Source organism: Peribacillus sp. FSL P2-0133, assembly GCF_037975445.1.
Lineage (GTDB): Bacteria > Bacillota > Bacilli > Bacillales > DSM-1321 > Peribacillus > Peribacillus simplex_E.
Window position 1 is genome coordinate 4,319,192 of record NZ_CP150254.1, and the last position, 19,703, is coordinate 4,338,894.

The 19,703-nt window shown below is 42.8% G+C and carries 18 protein-coding genes and 1 riboswitch; of the genes, 4 read left to right on the forward strand and 14 right to left on the reverse strand.

Annotated features, from left to right (window positions below; translation table 11 throughout):
* The first annotated feature begins 17 nt into the window (after nt 1–17).
* Together MKY17_RS20745 and MKY17_RS20750 are read left to right on the forward strand one after the other, a co-directional pair.
* Nucleotides 18–668 (forward strand): acetoin utilization AcuB family protein, encoded by a 651-nt coding sequence (locus MKY17_RS20745; RefSeq protein ID WP_098369933.1) that lies wholly within the window; start codon nt 18–20, stop codon nt 666–668.
* Entirely contained in the window at nt 661–1,842 is a 1,182-nt protein-coding gene (locus MKY17_RS20750; protein WP_098369932.1) for an acetoin utilization protein AcuC, read from the forward strand. The genes MKY17_RS20745 and MKY17_RS20750 overlap by 8 nt, the downstream gene beginning before the upstream one ends.
* Nucleotides 1,843–1,924: 82 nt before the next feature.
* On the opposite strand, the gene ccpA is transcribed toward MKY17_RS20750, so the two are convergent.
* The 5 genes from ccpA to MKY17_RS20775 form a co-directional block, all read right to left on the reverse strand.
* Nucleotides 1,925–2,929: a catabolite control protein A gene (ccpA, locus tag MKY17_RS20755; protein ID WP_339200539.1), complete on the reverse strand. Its 1,005-nt coding sequence runs from the start codon at nt 2,927–2,929 to the stop codon at nt 1,925–1,927.
* Between the two features lie 381 nt (nt 2,930–3,310).
* Nucleotides 3,311–4,387, reverse strand: a complete 1,077-nt coding sequence (locus MKY17_RS20760; protein WP_034309244.1) for a bifunctional 3-deoxy-7-phosphoheptulonate synthase/chorismate mutase — start codon at nt 4,385–4,387, stop codon at nt 3,311–3,313.
* A 494-nt stretch (nt 4,388–4,881) separates the two neighbouring features.
* Complete coding sequence (gene ytxJ / locus MKY17_RS20765; RefSeq protein ID WP_098370103.1) at nt 4,882–5,208, reverse strand: bacillithiol system redox-active protein YtxJ; 327 nt, start codon at nt 5,206–5,208, stop codon at nt 4,882–4,884.
* A gap of 129 nt (nt 5,209–5,337) precedes the next feature.
* Nucleotides 5,338–5,910 carry a YtxH domain-containing protein gene (locus MKY17_RS20770; RefSeq protein WP_144551082.1) on the reverse strand — a complete coding sequence of 191 codons (573 nt, stop codon included), beginning with the start codon at nt 5,908–5,910 and terminating at the stop codon, nt 5,338–5,340.
* Between the two features lie 48 nt (nt 5,911–5,958).
* Nucleotides 5,959–6,468 (reverse strand): DUF948 domain-containing protein, encoded by a 510-nt coding sequence (locus MKY17_RS20775; RefSeq protein WP_339200540.1) that lies wholly within the window; start codon nt 6,466–6,468, stop codon nt 5,959–5,961.
* Nucleotides 6,469–6,697: 229 nt separating this feature from the next.
* Here MKY17_RS20775 and MKY17_RS20780 point away from each other — a divergent pair, with 229 nt between their 5' ends.
* Nucleotides 6,698–7,810 carry an aminopeptidase gene (locus MKY17_RS20780; RefSeq protein WP_141993937.1) on the forward strand — a complete coding sequence of 371 codons (1,113 nt, stop codon included), beginning with the start codon at nt 6,698–6,700 and terminating at the stop codon, nt 7,808–7,810.
* A gap of 56 nt (nt 7,811–7,866) precedes the next feature.
* Here the strand turns inward: MKY17_RS20780 and murC are convergent, their stop codons facing one another.
* The 6 genes from murC to MKY17_RS20810 all read right to left on the reverse strand — a co-directional run bounded on the left by murC (nt 7,867) and on the right by MKY17_RS20810 (nt 16,185).
* Nucleotides 7,867–9,171, reverse strand: coding sequence for a UDP-N-acetylmuramate--L-alanine ligase (gene murC, locus MKY17_RS20785; RefSeq protein WP_098369927.1), 1,305 nt, complete (start codon nt 9,169–9,171; stop codon nt 7,867–7,869).
* A 286-nt stretch (nt 9,172–9,457) separates the two neighbouring features.
* A complete protein-coding gene (locus MKY17_RS20790) occupies nt 9,458–12,301 on the reverse strand; it encodes a DNA translocase FtsK (RefSeq protein WP_339200541.1) in 2,844 nt (947 codons plus the stop codon).
* A 428-nt stretch (nt 12,302–12,729) separates the two neighbouring features.
* Nucleotides 12,730–13,917 (reverse strand): amidohydrolase, encoded by a 1,188-nt coding sequence (locus MKY17_RS20795; RefSeq protein WP_339202429.1) that lies wholly within the window; start codon nt 13,915–13,917, stop codon nt 12,730–12,732.
* A 127-nt stretch (nt 13,918–14,044) separates the two neighbouring features.
* Nucleotides 14,045–14,146, reverse strand: a riboswitch (glycine riboswitch).
* 254 nt (nt 14,147–14,400) lie between these two features.
* Nucleotides 14,401–15,207, reverse strand: a complete 807-nt coding sequence (locus MKY17_RS20800) for a DUF1444 domain-containing protein (protein WP_098369926.1) — start codon at nt 15,205–15,207, stop codon at nt 14,401–14,403.
* A gap of 50 nt (nt 15,208–15,257) precedes the next feature.
* Entirely contained in the window at nt 15,258–15,569 is a 312-nt protein-coding gene (locus MKY17_RS20805) for a thioredoxin family protein (RefSeq protein WP_076364640.1), read from the reverse strand.
* 109 nt (nt 15,570–15,678) lie between these two features.
* On the reverse strand, nt 15,679–16,185 hold the full coding sequence (locus MKY17_RS20810; RefSeq protein ID WP_098369925.1) for a hypothetical protein: 507 nt from the start codon (nt 16,183–16,185) through the stop codon (nt 15,679–15,681).
* 123 nt (nt 16,186–16,308) lie between these two features.
* On the opposite strand from MKY17_RS20810, the gene MKY17_RS20815 reads away from it, so the two are divergent.
* The gene (locus MKY17_RS20815) at nt 16,309–16,758 is read left to right on the forward strand and encodes a YtoQ family protein (RefSeq protein ID WP_098369924.1); all 450 of its coding nucleotides are present in this window, start codon (nt 16,309–16,311) and stop codon (nt 16,756–16,758) included.
* Nucleotides 16,759–16,870: 112 nt separating this feature from the next.
* On the opposite strand, the gene MKY17_RS20820 is transcribed toward MKY17_RS20815, so the two are convergent.
* The 3 genes from MKY17_RS20820 to MKY17_RS20830 form a co-directional block, all read right to left on the reverse strand.
* Nucleotides 16,871–17,740, reverse strand: coding sequence for an AraC family transcriptional regulator (locus tag MKY17_RS20820; RefSeq protein ID WP_339200544.1), 870 nt, complete (start codon nt 17,738–17,740; stop codon nt 16,871–16,873).
* 118 nt (nt 17,741–17,858) lie between these two features.
* The gene (locus MKY17_RS20825) at nt 17,859–18,380 is read right to left on the reverse strand and encodes a DUF84 family protein (protein WP_098369922.1); all 522 of its coding nucleotides are present in this window, start codon (nt 18,378–18,380) and stop codon (nt 17,859–17,861) included.
* Between the two features lie 81 nt (nt 18,381–18,461).
* Nucleotides 18,462–19,535 carry a M42 family metallopeptidase gene (locus tag MKY17_RS20830; RefSeq protein ID WP_076364630.1) on the reverse strand — a complete coding sequence of 358 codons (1,074 nt, stop codon included), beginning with the start codon at nt 19,533–19,535 and terminating at the stop codon, nt 18,462–18,464.
* Nucleotides 19,536–19,703 lie beyond the last annotated feature (168 nt).

Here is a 19,703-nt window from a genome sequence, read left to right on the forward strand (position 1 = left end):
TAAGAGGAGGAAGGAAAATGATTGTAGAAACAATAATGAATGAGGATATTATCACCCTCACTCCAACCGATACAATCCATAGCGCTGTCATGATCATCAAGGAGAAGCGAATTCGCCATATACCCATTGTCGATGACAGCTATCATCTTGTGGGATTAGTCAGCGACCGAGATATTCGGGATGCTGCCCCTTCTATATTCCGTACCGCAGAATACAAAAATGATTTACAAAAACCATTATCAAGCATCATGAAAACGGAAATAATCACGGGGCACCCGCTGGATTTCGTGGAAGAAATCGGGGCTGTTTTTTGTGATAACAATATCAGCTGCCTTCCAATCGTAAAGGGAAGGCAGTTAGTGGGCATCATAACCGGTTCCGATTTACTTCATTCATACGTTGAGTTGACTGGAGTCAATCAGCCCGGTTCCCAAATCGAAATCAGAATCCCGGATAGGGCAGGTTCCCTTCATGATATTGCCCATATTTTCAAAAGGCGCAATTCGAATATCCTGAGCACCCTTGTTTATCCTGAAAAAAATGGAACCGATTATAAAATTCTTGTAATTCGTGTACAGACGATGAATCCATTTATGGTGGTGGAGGATTTGAAGAAAGAAGGCTATACCGTTTTATGGCCTAGCCTACCGGGGATTTCACATGAATGATACATCCCTTTTCGTCTATTCGGATGAACTCCTTACCTACAAATTCAACGATGAACATCCATTCAATCAAAAACGGCTTAAGCTCACGCTTGATTTATTAAAAAAACACCATGCCATCAATGATGATCAAATTATCAAGCCCAGAATGGCTACCGACGAAGAATTGGAACTGATCCATGATCACCATTATGTAAACGCTGTCAAATTAGCAGGCCAGGGAAAGCTCCCCCCTGAAAAGGCAGTAAATTATGGGCTGGGAACAGAGGATACCCCTATCTTCCCCAAGATGCACGAAGCGAGTGCCTTGCTTGTAGGCGGTACCTTGACGGCTGTGGATGCCGTCATGACCGGTCAGTCCCTGCACGCACTTAATCTTGGCGGGGGCCTGCATCACGGTTTCCGCGGGAAAGCCTCAGGCTTTTGCATTTACAATGATAGTTCGGTCGCGATTAAATACCTGCAAAAAAAATATGGGGCACGTGTCTTGTACGTCGATACCGATGCACATCATGGTGACGGAGTCCAATGGTCATTTTATGATGATCCCGATGTATGCACCCTATCCATTCATGAAACGGGGCGCTACTTATTTCCCGGCACCGGCAATATTAACGAGCGGGGCCAGGGAAAAGGCTACGGCTATTCATTCAACATCCCGGTCGATGCGTTCACTGAAGATGAATCCTGGCTCGAATGCTATAGGGCTTCTTTTAAGGAGGTCATTGAATTCTTCAAACCGGATGTCATATTAACGCAAAACGGGGCCGATTCCCATTATTACGATCCGCTCACCCATTTATCTGCCACCATGAAGATTTATAGGGAAATACCAAAGTTGGCCCACGAAATGGCCCATAAGTTTTGCGAAGGACGGTGGATTGCAGTAGGCGGCGGCGGATATGATATATGGCGCGTCGTCCCGAGGGCTTGGGCGAGGGTCTGGCTTGAAATGACGAACAATGATATATCAGGTCCCCTATCAAAGGAATGGCTCGATTGCTGGCAGCCTGAGTCCCCTGTTACCCTGCCGGATGAATGGGATGACATGGAGGATATATACGAACCCATTCCGAGGAAGCCTGAAATTACCGAGAAGAATGCCCTGACGCTTGAAAAGGTCCTTTATCCCATCAGGTCTTCCAAGCAAACTTCGAAAAGCAATGAACAAAGTTAGCCAAAAGATCGTTGAAAAACGATCTTTTTTGTCCGGTTGAGAAACAAAAGAGAGTGTCCTCCGGGACACTCTCCAAACAAGTTTATTTCGTTGATTGACGGTTTTCAATCCGATGCGGCAGGATCACTTTTTCAAGACCTTCCTCCACTTGTTCTTTATTCATCAACTTCGTAAGAAGCCTCATCGCAACCGCACCAATGTCATATAAAGGCTGAACGATCGTCGTGATTTGCGGACGCACCATCAATGTCAATCTCGTGTTATCGAAGCTGATCACCTCAAAGTCATCCGGTACATTATACCCTTTGTCCTGTGCGGCATGGACAATTCCAAGAGCCATTTCATCAGCACCGGCGATGAATGCCGTCGGTCTGTCTTCAACTTCCAGGTACTTTTCAAAAGATTCAATTCCTGAATCATATGTATAATCACCTTCAACAATATAACTTTCATCAAATGAGAGACCAGCTTCTTTCAACCCTCGTTTATAACCAGTCAATTTCATTTCATTAATCAGCGCGGAAGGGTTTCCGCTTACAAAAGCGATATGCTTGTGGCCTTTATCAGCAAAGAATGTCACAGCGTCGAATGCCGCTGCCTCATAATCAATATTAACCGATGGAACTTGCCCGCTTTCATCCACCGAACCTGCCAGTACGATTGGAACCGGTGAATTCTTAAACTCTTTGACATGCTCATCAGAGATGTTGCCGCCCATGAACACGATACCATCCACTTGTTTTCCAAGCATCGTATTCAGCAAATGGAATTCCTTATCTATATTCTCATCAGAACTGCTTAGAATAATATTGTATTTATACATCGTGGCTATATCTTCTATGCCCCGTGCCAATTCGGCAAAAAAGATGCTTGAGATATCCGGGATGATGACCCCGACTGTAGTCGTTTTCTTTGAGGCAAGTCCCCTTGCCACTGCATTGGGACGGTACCCTAACTTCTCAATCACATCGGAAACTTTCTTCCTTGTTGCAGGCTTTACATTTGGATTCCCGTTAACTACGCGGGAAACGGTGGCCATGGAAACATTCGCCTCACGCGCCACATCATAAATGGTTATATTATTCATTCATCCATTCCTCCATTTCTTTCATTTTCCCCATAAAAGACCCGAATTATTTCGAAAAAAAATCTTTTATGCGTTTTTCTCTATAAGGAAGATTATTTTAGGAACGATCTGCCTAACAAAATGCAGTCCTACTCTCTTCTCAGTCAAATATTCAATACCCTATTCAAGTATAAAATTCACATAGATATCACTTTATGTATGACTCAATCTTCCGAACAGTTCTCATTCTTGTTATTTATCATACGATAGTAGAATCTTTCCTGCAATCCAATAGTGCTTATTTCGAAGCTTTTTCTGCAAAAACTAGTATTTTACCATTAAAAAAAGCCCTTGCCAAGTTGGTAAGGGCCGTAAGTAGATCATTTTAAAGACTTTCTTAGCTTATACAGTTACCCAGTTCAAACGTTTAATTTCATCGTAGAATTCATCAAATTGTTTGAAGTCCATTTGCTGTGCAGAATCCGATAAAGCAACGGAAGGATCTGGATGCACTTCAGCCATAACACCGTCAGCACCGATTGCAAGAGCCGCTTTAGCCGTAGGAAGCAGAAGATCGCGACGTCCAGTTGAATGCGTCACATCAACCATGACCGGTAAATGAGTTTCTTGTTTTAAAATCGGTACAGCAGAGATATCAAGTGTATTCCTTGTTGCTTTTTCGTAAGTACGGATACCGCGTTCACAAAGGATGATGTTGCCATTGCCCTGCGACATGATGTATTCCGCTGCATGAATGAACTCTTCAATCGTTGCAGCCAGTCCACGTTTTAAAAGAACTGGTTTATTTACAGCACCTGCAGCTTTTAGCAAGTCGAAGTTTTGCATGTTGCGCGCCCCGATTTGGATGACATCGATATGATCGATCGCCGCTTCAATATCGTTGGCACTCACGATTTCACTGATGACAGCCAAGCCGTATTCATCAGCAACACGTTTAAGTATTTGTAAACCTTCCAAACCAAGCCCTTGGAAGTCATATGGAGATGTACGTGGCTTAAATGCACCGCCGCGCATCAATTTCAGACCTTTAGCTTTAATGACTTCCGCTACCGCAGCTGTCTGTTCATAAGATTCAACCGCACATGGTCCGAAAACGAAGCTAGGGATCCCGTTACCTACCAATTCACCTTTAATGTCGATGATCGTGTCTTCAGCCTTTTGTTTTCTTGATACAAGAAGCGTTTTCTTCTGATCATCTTTTTGAAGCTCCAAGCCCAATTTAAAGATTTCTTTGAAAATATGTTTAATCGAACCAAGATCAAGCGGTCCTTGATTATTGGCTTCGATAAGATCCAGCATTGTTCTTTCACGGACCGGATCGTAACGGTTTACACCTTGTTTTTCTTTAACGCGACCAATTTCCTGTACAAGTTCAGCACGTTGATTAATAAGATGTAATAACTGAAGGTTCACATCATCCAGTTGATTACGAAGTCCATCAAGCTCTTTGTTGCTCATTACATATCCATCCCTTCGTTTTTTAAAATAGAAATCGGCTCAGCGGACTCAAACTAAAAAAATCCCATCCGGATTCTCGAACATCCACCCCGATTGTATTATCAATGAAAAATTTAGAATATTTCATGTATGATTAAATCAATTATAAATGAAGTGCCCATAAATGTCACGATATTTTTCTTTAATAATTAAACGCTTTTAAGCATTAAAGTTATGAATGCATAAAATCAGGTGTTTCATGCAGGAAAAACGATTTAGACTGAATATTGGAACAATCCGTTGTAGGAATTATATTGGAAATAGAACAAGAAAGCTATAATTTAATTGATATTTTATCTTAAAGAGCATTGGACCATGATCAAATCGTCTGCCACTTGAACAGGAAGGGCCTTTAAAGAAAAGGTTTCCCCTTGAGACCGTTTAAAATTCACATGGCCACCAAATGGAATAATAAAAGGCCGGACCCCTTACAAAAGGGATCCGGCCTTCATCATTCATTCAGTAATGGCCTTGCTCAATGAATCATATGTAATCCGCCAATGAGATTCATTCCAGGCAGGTTTTCCACTTTTAAAAAGGATGGCCTGAGGTGATTGATGTTTGACATCAAATGTTTCTGCCACATAATTAGATAGTGGACGAGCTTCCTGAACGGCTAAATAGGCCGTTTTAAGTTGTTCGTTCCCCAAGATGTACCTCTCATATTGTTCAAATGCTTCAGCACTGACCGGGCACGTTACACTATGCTTGAAAAGCAGGAATGTATCCTCTTTTAGAAGCTCATTGAATTGTTCTTCTGTTTCGATTTTGCTCATGACCATAAAACAGTCTCCTTTCCTTGTCCATATAAATTTTACCATCAAAAAGGCGATGAAGCCATCAAAGCACTTCACCGCCTTATTCTTCGTCCCTTTATGCCTCTTCATCCCCATTAAAGGAATCCAAGGAGTTTATTTCATTAGATTATTCTCTGTTTCATCAAATGCCTTTTTCGCTTCATCAAGTTTTAATTTTGCCGCATTCTTGTTTCCGCTTGTAGGATCTGCAGGATTATTTTCCGAGTCATTGCCGTTAGCAAAGTTCGTTTCGACGGATACGATAGGAGAATCGGAAGTTCCGGTTACATCTATATCCTTATTGCTGGAATTCGTCGTATCATCAGCCGCGTCGCCGTTTTCTTTTCCCGTTTTTAAGCTTTTCACTTTATTGACGATATTTGAAGATTTGTTGGAAACGATTTCCGTGACGGAGCTTGTTTTTTCTTTTGCAGTATCAGCAAGGAATGTTCCTTTTTCCATTGCCGTTAGTCTTAATCTTTCTGTTTTCTCTGAAATGTTTTTAGCTTGTTCATTGAAGTCATTCCTTAATTCCTTGCCTGTTTTCGGGGCCATGAACAAAGCTGTAGCCGCTCCGATCATCCCGCCGATCAAGGCGCCAATCATAAAGTCCTTCGAATTGATCGAGTCGCGTTCGTCCTCATAAGATTTCTGATAGTCGTTTGCCGCAAATTCTTTTTGAGTCATAATACATTCCCCTTTCAATTTTCAGTTCATTTTTTATTTAACTAGATTTTAAGATCTAGAACGTAAAAACCTTTTTTTAGGCAGGTTATCTGTTTCAAGCGCTTCCCTTTCTAACTCCGCCCTTTCGGCTGGGGTCGGGGCAGACTGTTTGCTTCTGGCCTTCCACTTGTCCCTTATCTCCATGGCTACATTGCTCCATTGTACAATTTGTGAGATTCGTTCTTGATTATTATCAATCTCAGCCTGCACTTTATGGGAAACCTTTTGGATGGAAGAATTAAAGCTAGAGATGGATGTGCCAACATCCTTCACGGCATCCACCACCGTGTTCAGGTTTTCCGACTTTTGCTGCAAATCTTCAGCCAACGTATTCGTTTTATGTAATAACTGAGTAGTTTCGAGCGTTATGCCCTGCATTTGGCTCTCTAGTCCTGTCAGCGTCCGGGCCACACTGTCCAGGGTAGTTTGAAGTGATGTCAGTACCTTTGTTAGGAAAATAACAAGTACCAAAAAAGCTATCGCTGCAACAGCAGCACTTACGTATAAAATAATCTCCATTGGAACACCTCCGAAAAAAATCGACTTATTTAATGGCTGTTAGATATTAATTACCCCTTCCCTATTATTATAAACTTATTTATTTTTTCAATATACCCTATCAAACCCTAATCTGGAAATATTGTTGTCTGCATCCAGTTCCTCCGTGAAATTCATGGGTGACACTTATGGCAGGAAATCGGGTATGATAGAAAAGATAAGTCGAATTTAAACAATGGAGGTATTTTTTATGAAAGATCCCAGAATTGGTACATTGGCCAAAAACTTAATCAATTATTCCGTGAAGCTTCAAAAAGGTGAAAGAATCTTGATCGAAAACTTCGGATTGCAGCGTGAGCTTGTTAACGCACTTGTGAATGAAGCCTATGCAGCAGGTGGTTACCCATTCGTCCTTTTAAAGGATCACCAAGTGGATCGTGCCTTGCTGATGGGTGCCAAAGAAGAACAGTACAAGTTGATGGGTGAGTTTGAAGCAAACGTAATGAAACAGATGGATGCTTATATCGGGCTTCGTGCCGGGGATAATATCAATGAACAATCCGATGTCCCTTCAGAGAAGATGGCGATTCATGGACAGACAGTCGGTAAAGTACATAGAAATATCCGCGTGCCAAAAACAAAATGGGTCGTACTTCGCTACCCGACAAATTCAATGGCCCAATTAGCCAAAATGAGCACAGAAGCATTCGAAGACTTTTATTTCGAAGTCTGCAACCTCGACTATGGCAAAATGAGCGCAGCAATGGACAATCTTGTTGAATTGATGGATAAAACGGATAAGGTCCGCTTAACTGGGCCCGGTACGGACCTAACCTTCTCCATCAAAGACATTAAAGCCATCAAATGTGCGGGTGAGCTAAACATTCCTGACGGTGAAGTATATACGGCTCCGGTTAAAGATTCCATCAATGGTGTGATTTCGTATAATACTCCGTCCCCTTATCAGGGTTTTACTTTTGAAAACGTGAAGTTGACATTCAAGGATGGAAAAATCGTTGAAGCGGTTGCGAATGATACGGAACGCATCAACAAAATTTTTGATACTGATGAAGGCGCACGATATGTCGGTGAATTTGCAATTGGTGTAAATCCTTATATTCTACACCCGATGCAAGATATCCTCTTTGATGAAAAAATTGATGGAAGTTTTCATTTCACTCCCGGACAATGCTATGATGATGCCTTTAACGGAAACCATTCAGACATTCACTGGGACCTGGTCAATATCCAGCGGCCTGAATATGGCGGCGGGGAAATCCATTTTGATGACGTCTTGATACGTAAGGACGGACGCTTCGTTTTACCGGAACTGGAAAATTTAAATCCAGAAAATTTAAAATAACATAAACACCAATAAAAAAAAACGACCGACCCGCTATTAACGGATGGTCGTTTTTTTTATTTTACCTGCAGTGAATGCTCGTAGGCTGCCTGGAACTTTTGAATGTCCCCCGCACCCATGAATAACACGACACTGTTTTCATGATGTTGCAATATTGATGTTGTGTTCTCCGTAATCAGCTCGGCACCGGGAATCTTATCTTGAAGGTCTTCAATCGATAACTTCCCTTGATGTTCACGAGCAGATCCAAAAATTTCACATAAGTATACTTTGTCGGCCAAATTCAAGCTGTCGGCGAATTCATCCAGGAATGCCTGCGTTCTCGAGAAAGTATGTGGCTGGAATACCGCAACAACTTCACGCTCTGGATATTTCTGACGCGCCGAGTCGACAGTTGCAGAGATCTCGGTCGGATGGTGTGCATAATCATCAATGATGATCTGACTTCCGATTTCCTTTTCGGAGAACCGGCGTTTAACTCCGCCAAAAGTCCGCAACTGGGCTTTCACAGCTTCCGTATCCAAGTTTTCATATTTACAAAGTGCAATGACACCAAGTGCATTCAACACATTATGTTTTCCAAAAGTAGGAATAGTGAATGTATCATAGTAATTGTTCCTTACATGCACATCAAAAGTCGTGCCATCCGGAGTGACGGAAACATTTTTCGCTTGAAAATCATTTCCTTCTGCAAATCCGTAAAAAATAACCGGTACTTTCGCCTGAATATGTGGTAAATGCTCATCATCCCCGCACGCAATGATGCCTTTGTTGACTTGAAGGGCCATCGTTTGGAAAGCCTCGAACACGTCTTCGACATTGGCGTAATAATCAGGATGATCAAAATCGATATTCGTCATGATTGCATAATCCGGATAATAGGAAAGGAAATGACGGCGATATTCACATGCTTCGAATACGAAGTAATCAGAATTCACGATACCTTTACCCGTTCCATCCCCAATCAAGAAGGATGTCGGTTTAGCGCCCCCCATTACATGGGCAAGCAAACCGGTCGTCGATGTTTTACCATGCGCTCCCGTAACGGCCACGCTAATGAAGTTTTTCATGAAATCACCTAGGAAGCGGTGATAACGGATAATCGGCAAATCAAGTTCTTTTGCCTTCACGATTTCCGGATGACTATCCGGAAACGCATTTCCTGCAATGATGGTCATTCCAGGTTGAATATTTTCCTCGTTGAAAGGAAGGATTTTAATCCCGGCTTTTTCTAATGCCAATTGTGTAAAAAATTCTTTTTCGTAATCGGAACCCTGCACTTCAATATTCATATCATGCAGTATTTGTGCAAGAGCACTCATACCCGACCCTTTAATTCCCACAAAATGGTAAGCAGTCATAAAGCGAACCTCCACCAATCGTCTACCTGTATGACAGTATATGACGTCATCTTTTATTTGTTTTTTCCATTACGAGACTTGTTAGTAACGCAATTTCTTAATAGGTTTTTCAAGCTCTTATCTTCAATCATTCATCAACAAAAAACTATTATATCACTTTTTTATTCATTCATCCATGTCAGGCAGATGCCAATTTATCAAATCATTGGTTTTTCCCTCAATTAAGGTGATAAAAAAGGGTTTTCACCCTTTCACATTATATTCAATTTCCTTTTATTAGGTTCTCTTAATTAACATGTAAAAATTCCAGTTCTTCTTCCGTAATCAATACATCCCTGGGCCTTGAGCCCCTGGATTCGGAAACGACTCCCCGTTGCTCCATCATTTCTATTAGACGCGATGCACGGTTATAACCGACACGGAAGCGCCTTTGGACACTCGATGCAGATGCCGCCTGCTGGCTCACGACAAATTCACAGGCCTCGAAAAACAGTTCATCCGCATCTTCCGTGACTTCGGCCCTGTTCAGCAAGTCTTCCTGTTCAAACAGGTATTTCGGCTGCTGCTCCAGTTTAACATGGTTTACGACTTGATCGATTTCTTCATCACTCACGAAAGTCCCTTGCAGGCGCACCGTTTTCGAAGAGCCGTTTTCAGCGAATAACATATCTCCTCTTCCCAATAATTTTTCTGCACCGCCGCTATCGATGATTGTACGTGAGTCGACTTGTGAAGAAACCGAAAAAGCGATCCTTGTCGGGATATTTGCCTTGATCAATCCAGTTATGACATCGACTGAAGGTCTTTGAGTGGCTACAATCAAATGGATGCCGCAGGCACGGGCCTTTTGCGCAATCCGGCAAATCGCTTCCTCTACATCAGCCGGGGACATCATCATTAGATCTGCAAGCTCATCGATGATCACTAGGATATAAGGCAGCTTGCTTGAATATTGACCGGCTTTTTCCGCTTGGTCATTAAAGCGGGTGATATCACGCACACCGGCATGTACAAACAATTCATAACGCCGTTCCATCTCCTCTACAGCCCATTTCAACGCAGCCGTAGCCGCTTTTACATCGGTTATGACTGGACTGACCAAATGCGGGATCCGGTTATATGGGGCGAGCTCGACCATTTTCGGATCGATCAACAGTAATTTCAATTCCTGCGGCGTCGCTTTATACAGCAAGCTGACCAGCATCGTGTTGATACATACACTTTTCCCCGATCCCGTTTGCCCGGCTATCAATCCATGCGGCATCTTTCTCAAATCCGTGATAATCGGCTGACCGGATATATCGAGTCCTAAAGCCACGGCAAGCGGTGATTCATGCTCTTGAAACTCAGTACTTTCCAAAACCTCACGCAAAAATACCGGTTTGCTTTTCCTGTTCGGAATCTCGATGCCAATTGTATGTTTACCCGGAATAGGCGCTTCCATCCGCATATCCTGAGCAGCAAGGCTTAATTTGATGTCATCCATCAGGTTCGTCACTTTATTCACCTTCACTCCCGGCTCCGGATGCACCTCGAAACGAGTTACTGCCGGTCCTTGAGTGACATTGACGACCTTTGCACGGACATTGAAATTTTTCAATGTCTCATCAAGTAATAAAGTCTGTTCCTCGAGCCACTCATCATCATGCACAGCATAAGTGGGAGGTGTCAGCAATTCGATATTCGGAAACACATAATATGGATTATCCTCCGCTTCCACGGAGCCAAAAACTGCAGGGGTATCGCCCTGGCCACTTTCTGCTGCCGCCTCTGTATAAACTGCTTCTTGATACCCATTTCCGGAAATGGGGGATTCCTGTTCCAAGAGCGGCTTAGTGACCGGGCTGGAACCAATATTGGATTCAACTGTATTTACAGGCACGGCGGCGATTTCCGAACCAGCCTTAGTGTCCAAAAAGGTTGGTGTAATGACCGGAGTCCCCTCTTTCGGCATAACTCTGCCTTCCTCTTGTTTCCGTTCAGGAATGGCGGATGGTTTCGCTTGTCCTGTCTCCGTTTCAGCAGCATCATTCATTGGTCGCTTATCAGGGGAAACTACTGCCCTTTCCGAATTAAGGCTTTTTTTTTCCGGCATCATTTTATTCATGAAGCTGTTTTTTTCCCGATCTTGCTTAAGCATCATCACATTAAATGGGATATGTTTTTTCGGACGTTTAGGCTGCACTTCAGGTATTGCCTCAGATGGATCTTCAGGCAGTGTCCCTTGACTAACGGATGGTTGATTTGATTGTGCAGCAACCTCCCCAGGAACCGATATAGCTTCAGGCGGGGTGTCGTCCGCCTGTTCCATGATGGATACAGCGACTTCGCGTCCAAAATCGACCTGGTCCTGTTCAATAGCCTCTTTTTCCACCGCAGGCTCAATTATGTCAGGCTCGCTTACTGCTTCTTCTGGCAGTGACTCAATGGAATTCCTACGAAAGAAAGCGGGTATCTCCGAATCTTCCCTTTTTTTTTCAGCTTGTTCCGGTATAAGAACGGATGGTTCTATCGTCATTTCCTCATGTGACACTTCTTTTGAGATTTCAGGGATCGGTACCGGAATCTCGATATCGGGTCCTTCTTTTTTAAGGATGGGCATTTTGCTTTCTAATTCATATTCGACAATTTCTTCAGAAGGGACTGTTTTTTTTTCCGGACGACGGAACCCATAAATGGGTGAAGGGATTTCCGTTGGGCGGAATGGAGTATTTGACGGGACTATTTTTGAGGTTTCCTCCCGGTCGAAGCTTCTCCGTTTTGGTTCAGTATCCCTTACAGGCCTTCTCGTTGTTTCTTTGGTCACATTCTTCCCCTGTTTGGGTTCACTTTCTTCCCTGTTTCTTTCCCTAGGCTTTCTTTTATTCTGCTCCCGGTCTGGAATGAGCGGAAACTTGAACTGTCCTTTTGGATATTGAAACAGGATTTTCGTATCCGGGTCTGGCGTCTGGGACATTTTTTCCACTTTTTGATTGTAAACCTTTATTTCTTCTTTCTTTGACTTAGAAAGCTTTGAAAAATCCATTTTCTTTAATGTCTCTTCATCAAGCGGCTCATCTATAATAATTTCTTCGATTTCAATAATTTCCTCTGCTTGGAACCATTTTTTCATCTTATTTAGCCATTTCAAAACTATCACTCTTTCTACATCTGTAGTTATGTAACTAATTCTACCAGTTATTTTAAAAATATCGAGAAAATTTAAGCTGAATTGGGATTAGCATCTTTTTTTTTTATCGTATTCCTGCTAACTTAACGTATTTCGCAGAACTCCTACCCTATTAAACCCCTTTTGGAATGAGTTTAAACCTATTAATTGCGAAATAACATTAGCCCCTAGTCTACTATTTAAATAAAACACCGCTGTTAAATCGCGTTTACAAAGAGATTAAGTTTTCATGCAGCCTTTGAAGCAGACTGGCCAATTCATTGCAACATCCTTCATGAAACCGCCGACGGCATCCAAATACCTGCCGCAACCCATAAAACACCGTTCGTTAATACCGAACGGTGTTTTGTGGGTTTCTGCGTTTTTTTTGCAAACAAAGACCAAAGGTACTATTTCCATTCATAAAAACTGCATACAACCTGCGCCACTGATTTGGAAGCGATCAAAAGGGCATCCTCATCAATGTCGAATTTAGGATGGTGATTGAAATATGCCTTCTCCACCCCTTTCGGTTTACAGCCAATGTAAAAGAAGCAGCCAGGAATCTTTTCTGCATAATACGAAAAATCTTCTGAACCAGAGAAAACCGGAAATTCCACAACCTTCTTAATATCTTTGTCATCCATGCTTTCCAGGCTATTTTTCACGAATCGCGTCAGTTCAGGGTCATTATATAACGGAGGATAATCGGGAACATATGTAAGTTCGCACTGAACATCAAATTCCGTTTCTACCCCTTTAACGATCCGGTGGATTTCCTTATCGATCAGCTGTTGGGTCTCTGCTGTCATATAACGAACATCCCCTTCAATTTCTATACGATCTTTAATGACATTAAAGCTTCCTTTTCCATCGAAGGAGCCGATTGTGACTACACCCATATCAAAAGGGTTCAAGCGACGGCTGATTACGGTTTGTACGGCTGTCACGAAATGGGCGCCTGCCACAATGGTATCATTAGCCATATGCGGGGAGGATCCATGGCCGCCTACACCCTTTATCGCTAACTTGAAATAGGTCCGTCCAGCCATCGAATAGCCGCCGCGATACCCGACAACCCCTGCTGGATGAGAAGGAAATAAATGGATTCCAAAAACAGCATCCAGTTCATCCAAAAACCCTGATTCCATAATGCTTTTGGCTCCTCCGGGGGGTGTTTCTTCTGCATGTTGATGAATTATTTTGATCGTACCTGATAGGGAATCTTTCAGCTCATTGATGCAGTCTGCCAATACCAATAAATAAGCGGTATGCCCATCGTGTCCGCAGGCATGCATGACACCTTCATTTTTTGAACGGAATGGAACCTCCGCTTCTTCTGAAATCGGCAGTGCATCGAAATCGGCACGGAGACCTATCGTTTTCCCTGGTTTTCCACCTTCGATCGTCACGATGATCCCTAATCCATTTCCTACATTCGTTTGAATCGATACATCTTTCCCCTTATAAAAATCAATGATATATTTTGCCGTTTTCTCTTCTTTGAAGGATAGCTCCGGATTCTCGTGTAAATGACGGCGGATTTGAACCATTTCCCCTTTACGGGCTTCAAGCATGTTCATTAATTTGCTTTTCACATTCACGATTATTCTCCCCCATTATTTCAAGTTGATTAGCATATTAGTAAGTTCCATGTTCGCTGTAAACCTTCTGTATGTAAAAAGCCAAATAAAAAAGGACAGAGAAGGGTTCCGTAAACTTACCGCTCCCTTCTCTGTCCTTTTACCTGAGAGATTAACTCCATTTTGGTCATGGAGGTTTCCCCGTTGGTGGCACACTTCCTGCGCGCTCTCCAGAGTTGCGTCCAGCTGCGGTACCATTTACCTGAGAGATTTGCTCCAAGGGATATTTTTGGAACTTGCTCCTTCGGTGGCTCAATGCTTTGCACTCTCCCACAACGTTCATCCGCTCGTTATATTGTTTTATTCCATATTTTCAAAATATTACAATTATATTATCACCGATTAAAAAATAAATATCAACTCTAAGGGTCATAAACTCTATTAAACTTTAAAAGGACCGCTGTCAGATGCTGACACGGTCCTTATGTATTCAATATATTATTGTTCACGCTTTTTGTTTTTACCCATAATGAAGATGGGCTCCAACTCATTTTCTTCGTAAAGAAATGATAGAGCCGTTATTGGAACATGACCGCTGGCAAAGAAGCTCATCGCCATTTGCGCAAGAATATCATAGCCCGTATCATTCTTCACATCGGCAATGATGATGACGTCCTGATGGGGAATGGCCACAGCCATGGTTCCCTCGATCTTGTCCTTCATTTCCCGAAGCCATGATTCATTCAGGATCCTGCTGGCATCATAACCATCATTCGTGTTCAAAAAATAAAATGCATTACCTGCAACGATATCCGACTTCATTTCAGTGGAGAGGGAACGGGCATTAAAAAGGGCAATTTCACGGATCCTGTCACCCTGCCAATTTTCCCGTTGAATCATCTTTTCATCTATAAGACGGTAGGTTTTCCCTAAATCAAGGGCATAAAAAATCCGGGTTTCAGCCGTATGCTCATCGAATAAAAATGGATTTCCTTCTTCCGATTCCATTGGAAAGGAGGTCGAGCGGATGACTGGGAAAATGAATTTCTCCTTGCCTTCCATGCTATGTTCTCCCCCCATCACATTCAGGGCCTCTTCCACGTAATAGATAATTTCATCGATGGCCTTTTCCTGTACGTTTTCATAGTTAGCAAGTACAGGAGGCAACTCGATGGTGATACCCTTCCCGGTCTTCACATTTTCCACCCGTAACGTATCTTTCTTGCTATCGAATTTAAATGTGCGATTTTCATCTTTTAAACGTTCCTTCAGGATATTTTTCAGCTTCGTGCTGTCCATTTTCATGACTGACCCTCCTCTTCATTGAAAAATCCCCAGCGAGAAGGGGATATTGATTATAGTGATTGTATGAATTCCTCAATTTGTTCTTGCGTTTTACGATCCTTGCTCACGAATCTGCCTAGCTCTTTACCATTATCATACGCGATGAAACTTGGTATACCGAATACATCATTAGCCGCACACACATCGATGAATTCATCACGGTCCACATGAATGAATGTAAAGTCAGGAAATTTCGTTTCAATCTCCGGCATTATCGGTTCGATTACACGGCAATCCCCACACCATGTCGCCGAAAAAAGAAAGATATGTTTGCCTTCATTTTTCAATGCATCATATTGCTCAACGGTTTGTAAATTTTCCATTTGAATATTCCTCCTGCTCTAAATGACACCTTAGTTTTTATAATCCCATCATACCAGACTCTCCAGAAATCAACCATTAATACGGATCGGTTGAAAGGCAGGGGTCAGCTTATTTCTGGGGCACGGATGAAACGATTTCCATCATTTGTTTTGCATCGGTTTTTAATTGGTCTTTATCCGTTTCGGTTGTCAGCTTCACCCCGCCGATTCCCACTGCAAGCTCATACTTTTCTTTCGGTATCTCTTTGATCGAGATAAAGCCGAATTTATCTTCAGTCTGAAAAGAATGCAGCATTACATTTTGATCATCTTGTTCCTTTATCGCCAAATATATCACGGAGCTGTCTTCTTTTTCATTTGGATTGTCAAATAATATATAAATCTTATCACCTTTTTGTAAAATCAAATTATTATCATGTTCTTCCACTACTTTAAAATCCTTTGGCAGATAGACCTGAATTAGCCCCGCCTCTTGATTGGGCTGTTTTTCATCGTCACGAAAAGCCACTTCAGCAGCCTTCATAGCCTTTTCGGTTTGTCTCTCGATACTTGAGCAGCCCACAATCAAACTGCTTATCAACAGAAAAACAAGGATATTCTTATTCGATAAAGCCATCGTCATTCCTCCAGCCGTCTCTTTTACTACCTTATGGATAATATTATCCTTATTTATGGAATTCATCCATTTTCTAAAAAACATGGTACAATGAAAGCAATTTTAATACCGAGGAGGAAAACAATGAAGTTAACCGTGTATCTTGCTGGGGAGATCCATTCAAATTGGAGAAGTGAGCTGAGAGATAAGTCCGCTGCACTGAAGCTTCCTTTAGAATTTGTAGGCCCGATGGAAAATCATGAACGCTCCGATAATATCGGTGAAGATATCCTCGGGGAACAGCCGAATCCCATCCTGAAGGATGCGGCCGCTTCCCAAATCAATAATTTGCGGACAGGCCTTTTGATGAAAAAAGCTGATCTTGTCGTCGCTCTGTTTGGCGAGAAATATAAACAGTGGAATACTGCCATGGACGCAAGCACCGCCATTTCCCTGGGTAAACCGCTTATTTTGATTCGTCCGGAATCCCATCATCATGCCTTAAAGGAATTATCGGAAAAGGCGAGTGTCACGGTAGAATCCGTTAACCAAGCCATGAAGGTGCTTTCTTATATTTTTGAAGAAGGGCTGTAAATCCCATTGTCCCTTAACTGTCCAGCTCAAGTATGAAAGACTGATCATTTATAAAGAAACGAATAAAAAGCTTGCAGGGCCTCCCCTGCAAGCGAAAAACGAATATTTTATCTTATCCCTTTTTAATGGGAATCCAAATTTCGGAGTAATAGTCAGGGTTTGAAGCGTCGTCATTCGCGTATACTTCCAATTCTGGAGTTCCGGCATGTTCATAACCGCTGGTAGGGAACCATTCGGAAAAAATTCGTTTCCAAGCTTGTTGGATGGCATCCGGCATAGGTCCGTGAACTTCGAATGCAACCCACTTGGAAGCCGGTATCGTAAGGGTTGAAAACTCTTCAGGCACTTTCCCGGCATACTCTGCACCTATCCAATAATCCATCGTTTCATTTTTTTCCACAGCCCGCTTATCGACACATACACCAATCAAGCCATCTATTTGGCCATTGTTCAACTTCGCTAACCTATCTCCTGTTCCATCCGAATTCACTTTCTCCCACAACTTTGGAATCCCGATCAAATTCTCTTCATTAACCAAAGAAAACTCTTGCTTGATTCCAATCAATTGAAAGGAATCCCTTTCAAGGATATTGTATTTCATCGGTTTTGCCCCTTTCAGAATCACCTGTATCACCAGGCGTTCATAGAATTTCAGCTTCCCCATATACTTTCGGGCTTCGCTTGGAGATACCCCATGCTGCCTTCGAAAAGCTTTTGAAAACGCCTCGGGGGTGTCATAGCCATACTTGTAGGCTAAATCAATGACCTTGCCATTTGTTGATGAAATCTCCTGGGCCGCTAAGGTCAGTCTTCGACGACGGATATAGTCACCAATGGTTATATCCGTTAAAATGGTGAATGTCCGTTGAAAATGAAAAGCTGAGGCATTCGCCTGCCTGGAAATACTCTCGATCGTCAGGTCCTCCAATAAGTGCTCCTCGATATATTCGATGGCCTTTTGGATTGATTCAACCCACCCCATTTCGCTCCCCCCTTGTCACTATACTAGCAAGGCCGCTCAATAAAATCCTGTCCGTTCCTGCTCTGTTTTGGCAGTGTTCGTTTCCATCATTCGAAACCCGCTTTTCCATGACAGTGATTCAAAAATCCTGCTTTTTCATTTTCAGCTTATACTCGTGTTGACCGGCTAGCATCCTCATGATATGAAGGAACATTTCCCCCCTGGTGATTCGCTCATTTGTAAATACGCCGATCGCTCCTTCCTTTTTGCTAATATTCTCTTGCCTTGTGAAGGCATCCATCACCGGGCCCAACTCTTCACCGTCCAGCAGCTTCTCAGCAACAATTCCCGGAACTGGGATTCTCGCTCCGGCAGCTACAAAGACCTCACCGTCCCTTGTTGCCATTGCACCCCAATTACACAGAAACAGGGCTTGTCCCATTTTCACGACACCGCCTTCAAGCCCGATACCCATTTCGGCATCACTGTGAATCAAGCAGTTCCGGGCACGTGTCATTGCCCCCTCCATCGTTTCCTCGTCTGAAAAAGGCTGTTCCGGGACCCCGCTCTCCACTTGAAGCGAAATGATTTCTGCATCTTCATATACACCAAGCACGGCACTTACTTTCGCCGGATTTTTACTGCCTACTGCTATTTTCAATATAATTACCTTCCTTCTATGTAAAAAAAGCTGATGGAAAAGGATTCATGACAGCACCCCTTTCCATTTCAGCTTCCACTATCAACCGTTATTAATCAAGGTCTCGAATGTCGTTTTATCACAGGAACGAACCAATTTCCCAATCAGTTCACGTGCAGCGGCATAATCATCAATATGAATCATGGATGCATGTGTATGAATATAGCGGGAACAAATGCCAATCACCCCGCTTGGAATGCCTTCGTTTGCAATATGGACTTGCCCTGCATCCGTGCCGCCTTGGGAAACGAAATATTGATACGGAATCTCATTAGACTCGGCCGTATCGAGGATGAATTCCCTCATGCCGCGATGAGTGACCATCGAACGATCGAAAATGCGGAGCAGTGCCCCTTTTCCTAGCTGGCCAAATTCACTTTTACTGCCGGACATATCGTTCGCCGGACTTGCATCCAAAGCGAAGAAAAGATCCGGTTTGATCATATGAGCTGCAGTTTGCGCACCCCGTAACCCGACTTCCTCCTGGACGGTTGCCCCGGAATATAAGATATTCGGTAACGTTTCACCTTTTAAATCCTTTAACAATTCTATCGCAAGTCCGCAGCCGTAACGATTATCCCACGCTTTTGCGAGGATTTTCTTCTCATTGGCCATAGGAGTGAATGGGCAAATCGGTACAATCTGCTGACCTGGCTTAATGCCGATTCTCTTCACATCTTCCTTATCATCCGCCCCGATATCAATCAGCATATTTTTGATATCCATTGGTTTTGAGCGTTGCGATTCATCAAGCAAATGGGGCGGAATCGAACCGATGACACCAATGACCGGACCGTTATCGGTTATGATCTCGACTCTTTGGGCCAATAGCACTTGACTCCACCAGCCTCCCAAGGTCTGAAAGCGTATCATTCCATTTTCTGTTACTGAAGTGACCATGAATCCCACTTCATCCATGTGTCCGGCAACTAGTACAGTCGGCCCATCCTCATCGCCTCTTTTTACGCCAAATATTCCGCCAAGGCGATCCTGGACGATTTCATCCGAATACTTTTCCAGCTCCCGCTTCATGAAACTCCGAACTGCATGTTCATTTCCCGAGGCTCCCGGTAATTCCGTCAATGTTTTAAAAAGCTCCAAAGTCTCATGATTCATTTTTCTACCCCTAACCTATGTATTGTTTCTTACTATTTTACAGAACTTAGCATCGTGATACACTAGAAAGTTCTAATTTATCAGTTAATGGGTAAAATTTCAAATTATTAGTCAAATAAAGCGTTCTTCTGTATACTGGAAGAAGCGATTTTAATAAATGCAATGGAG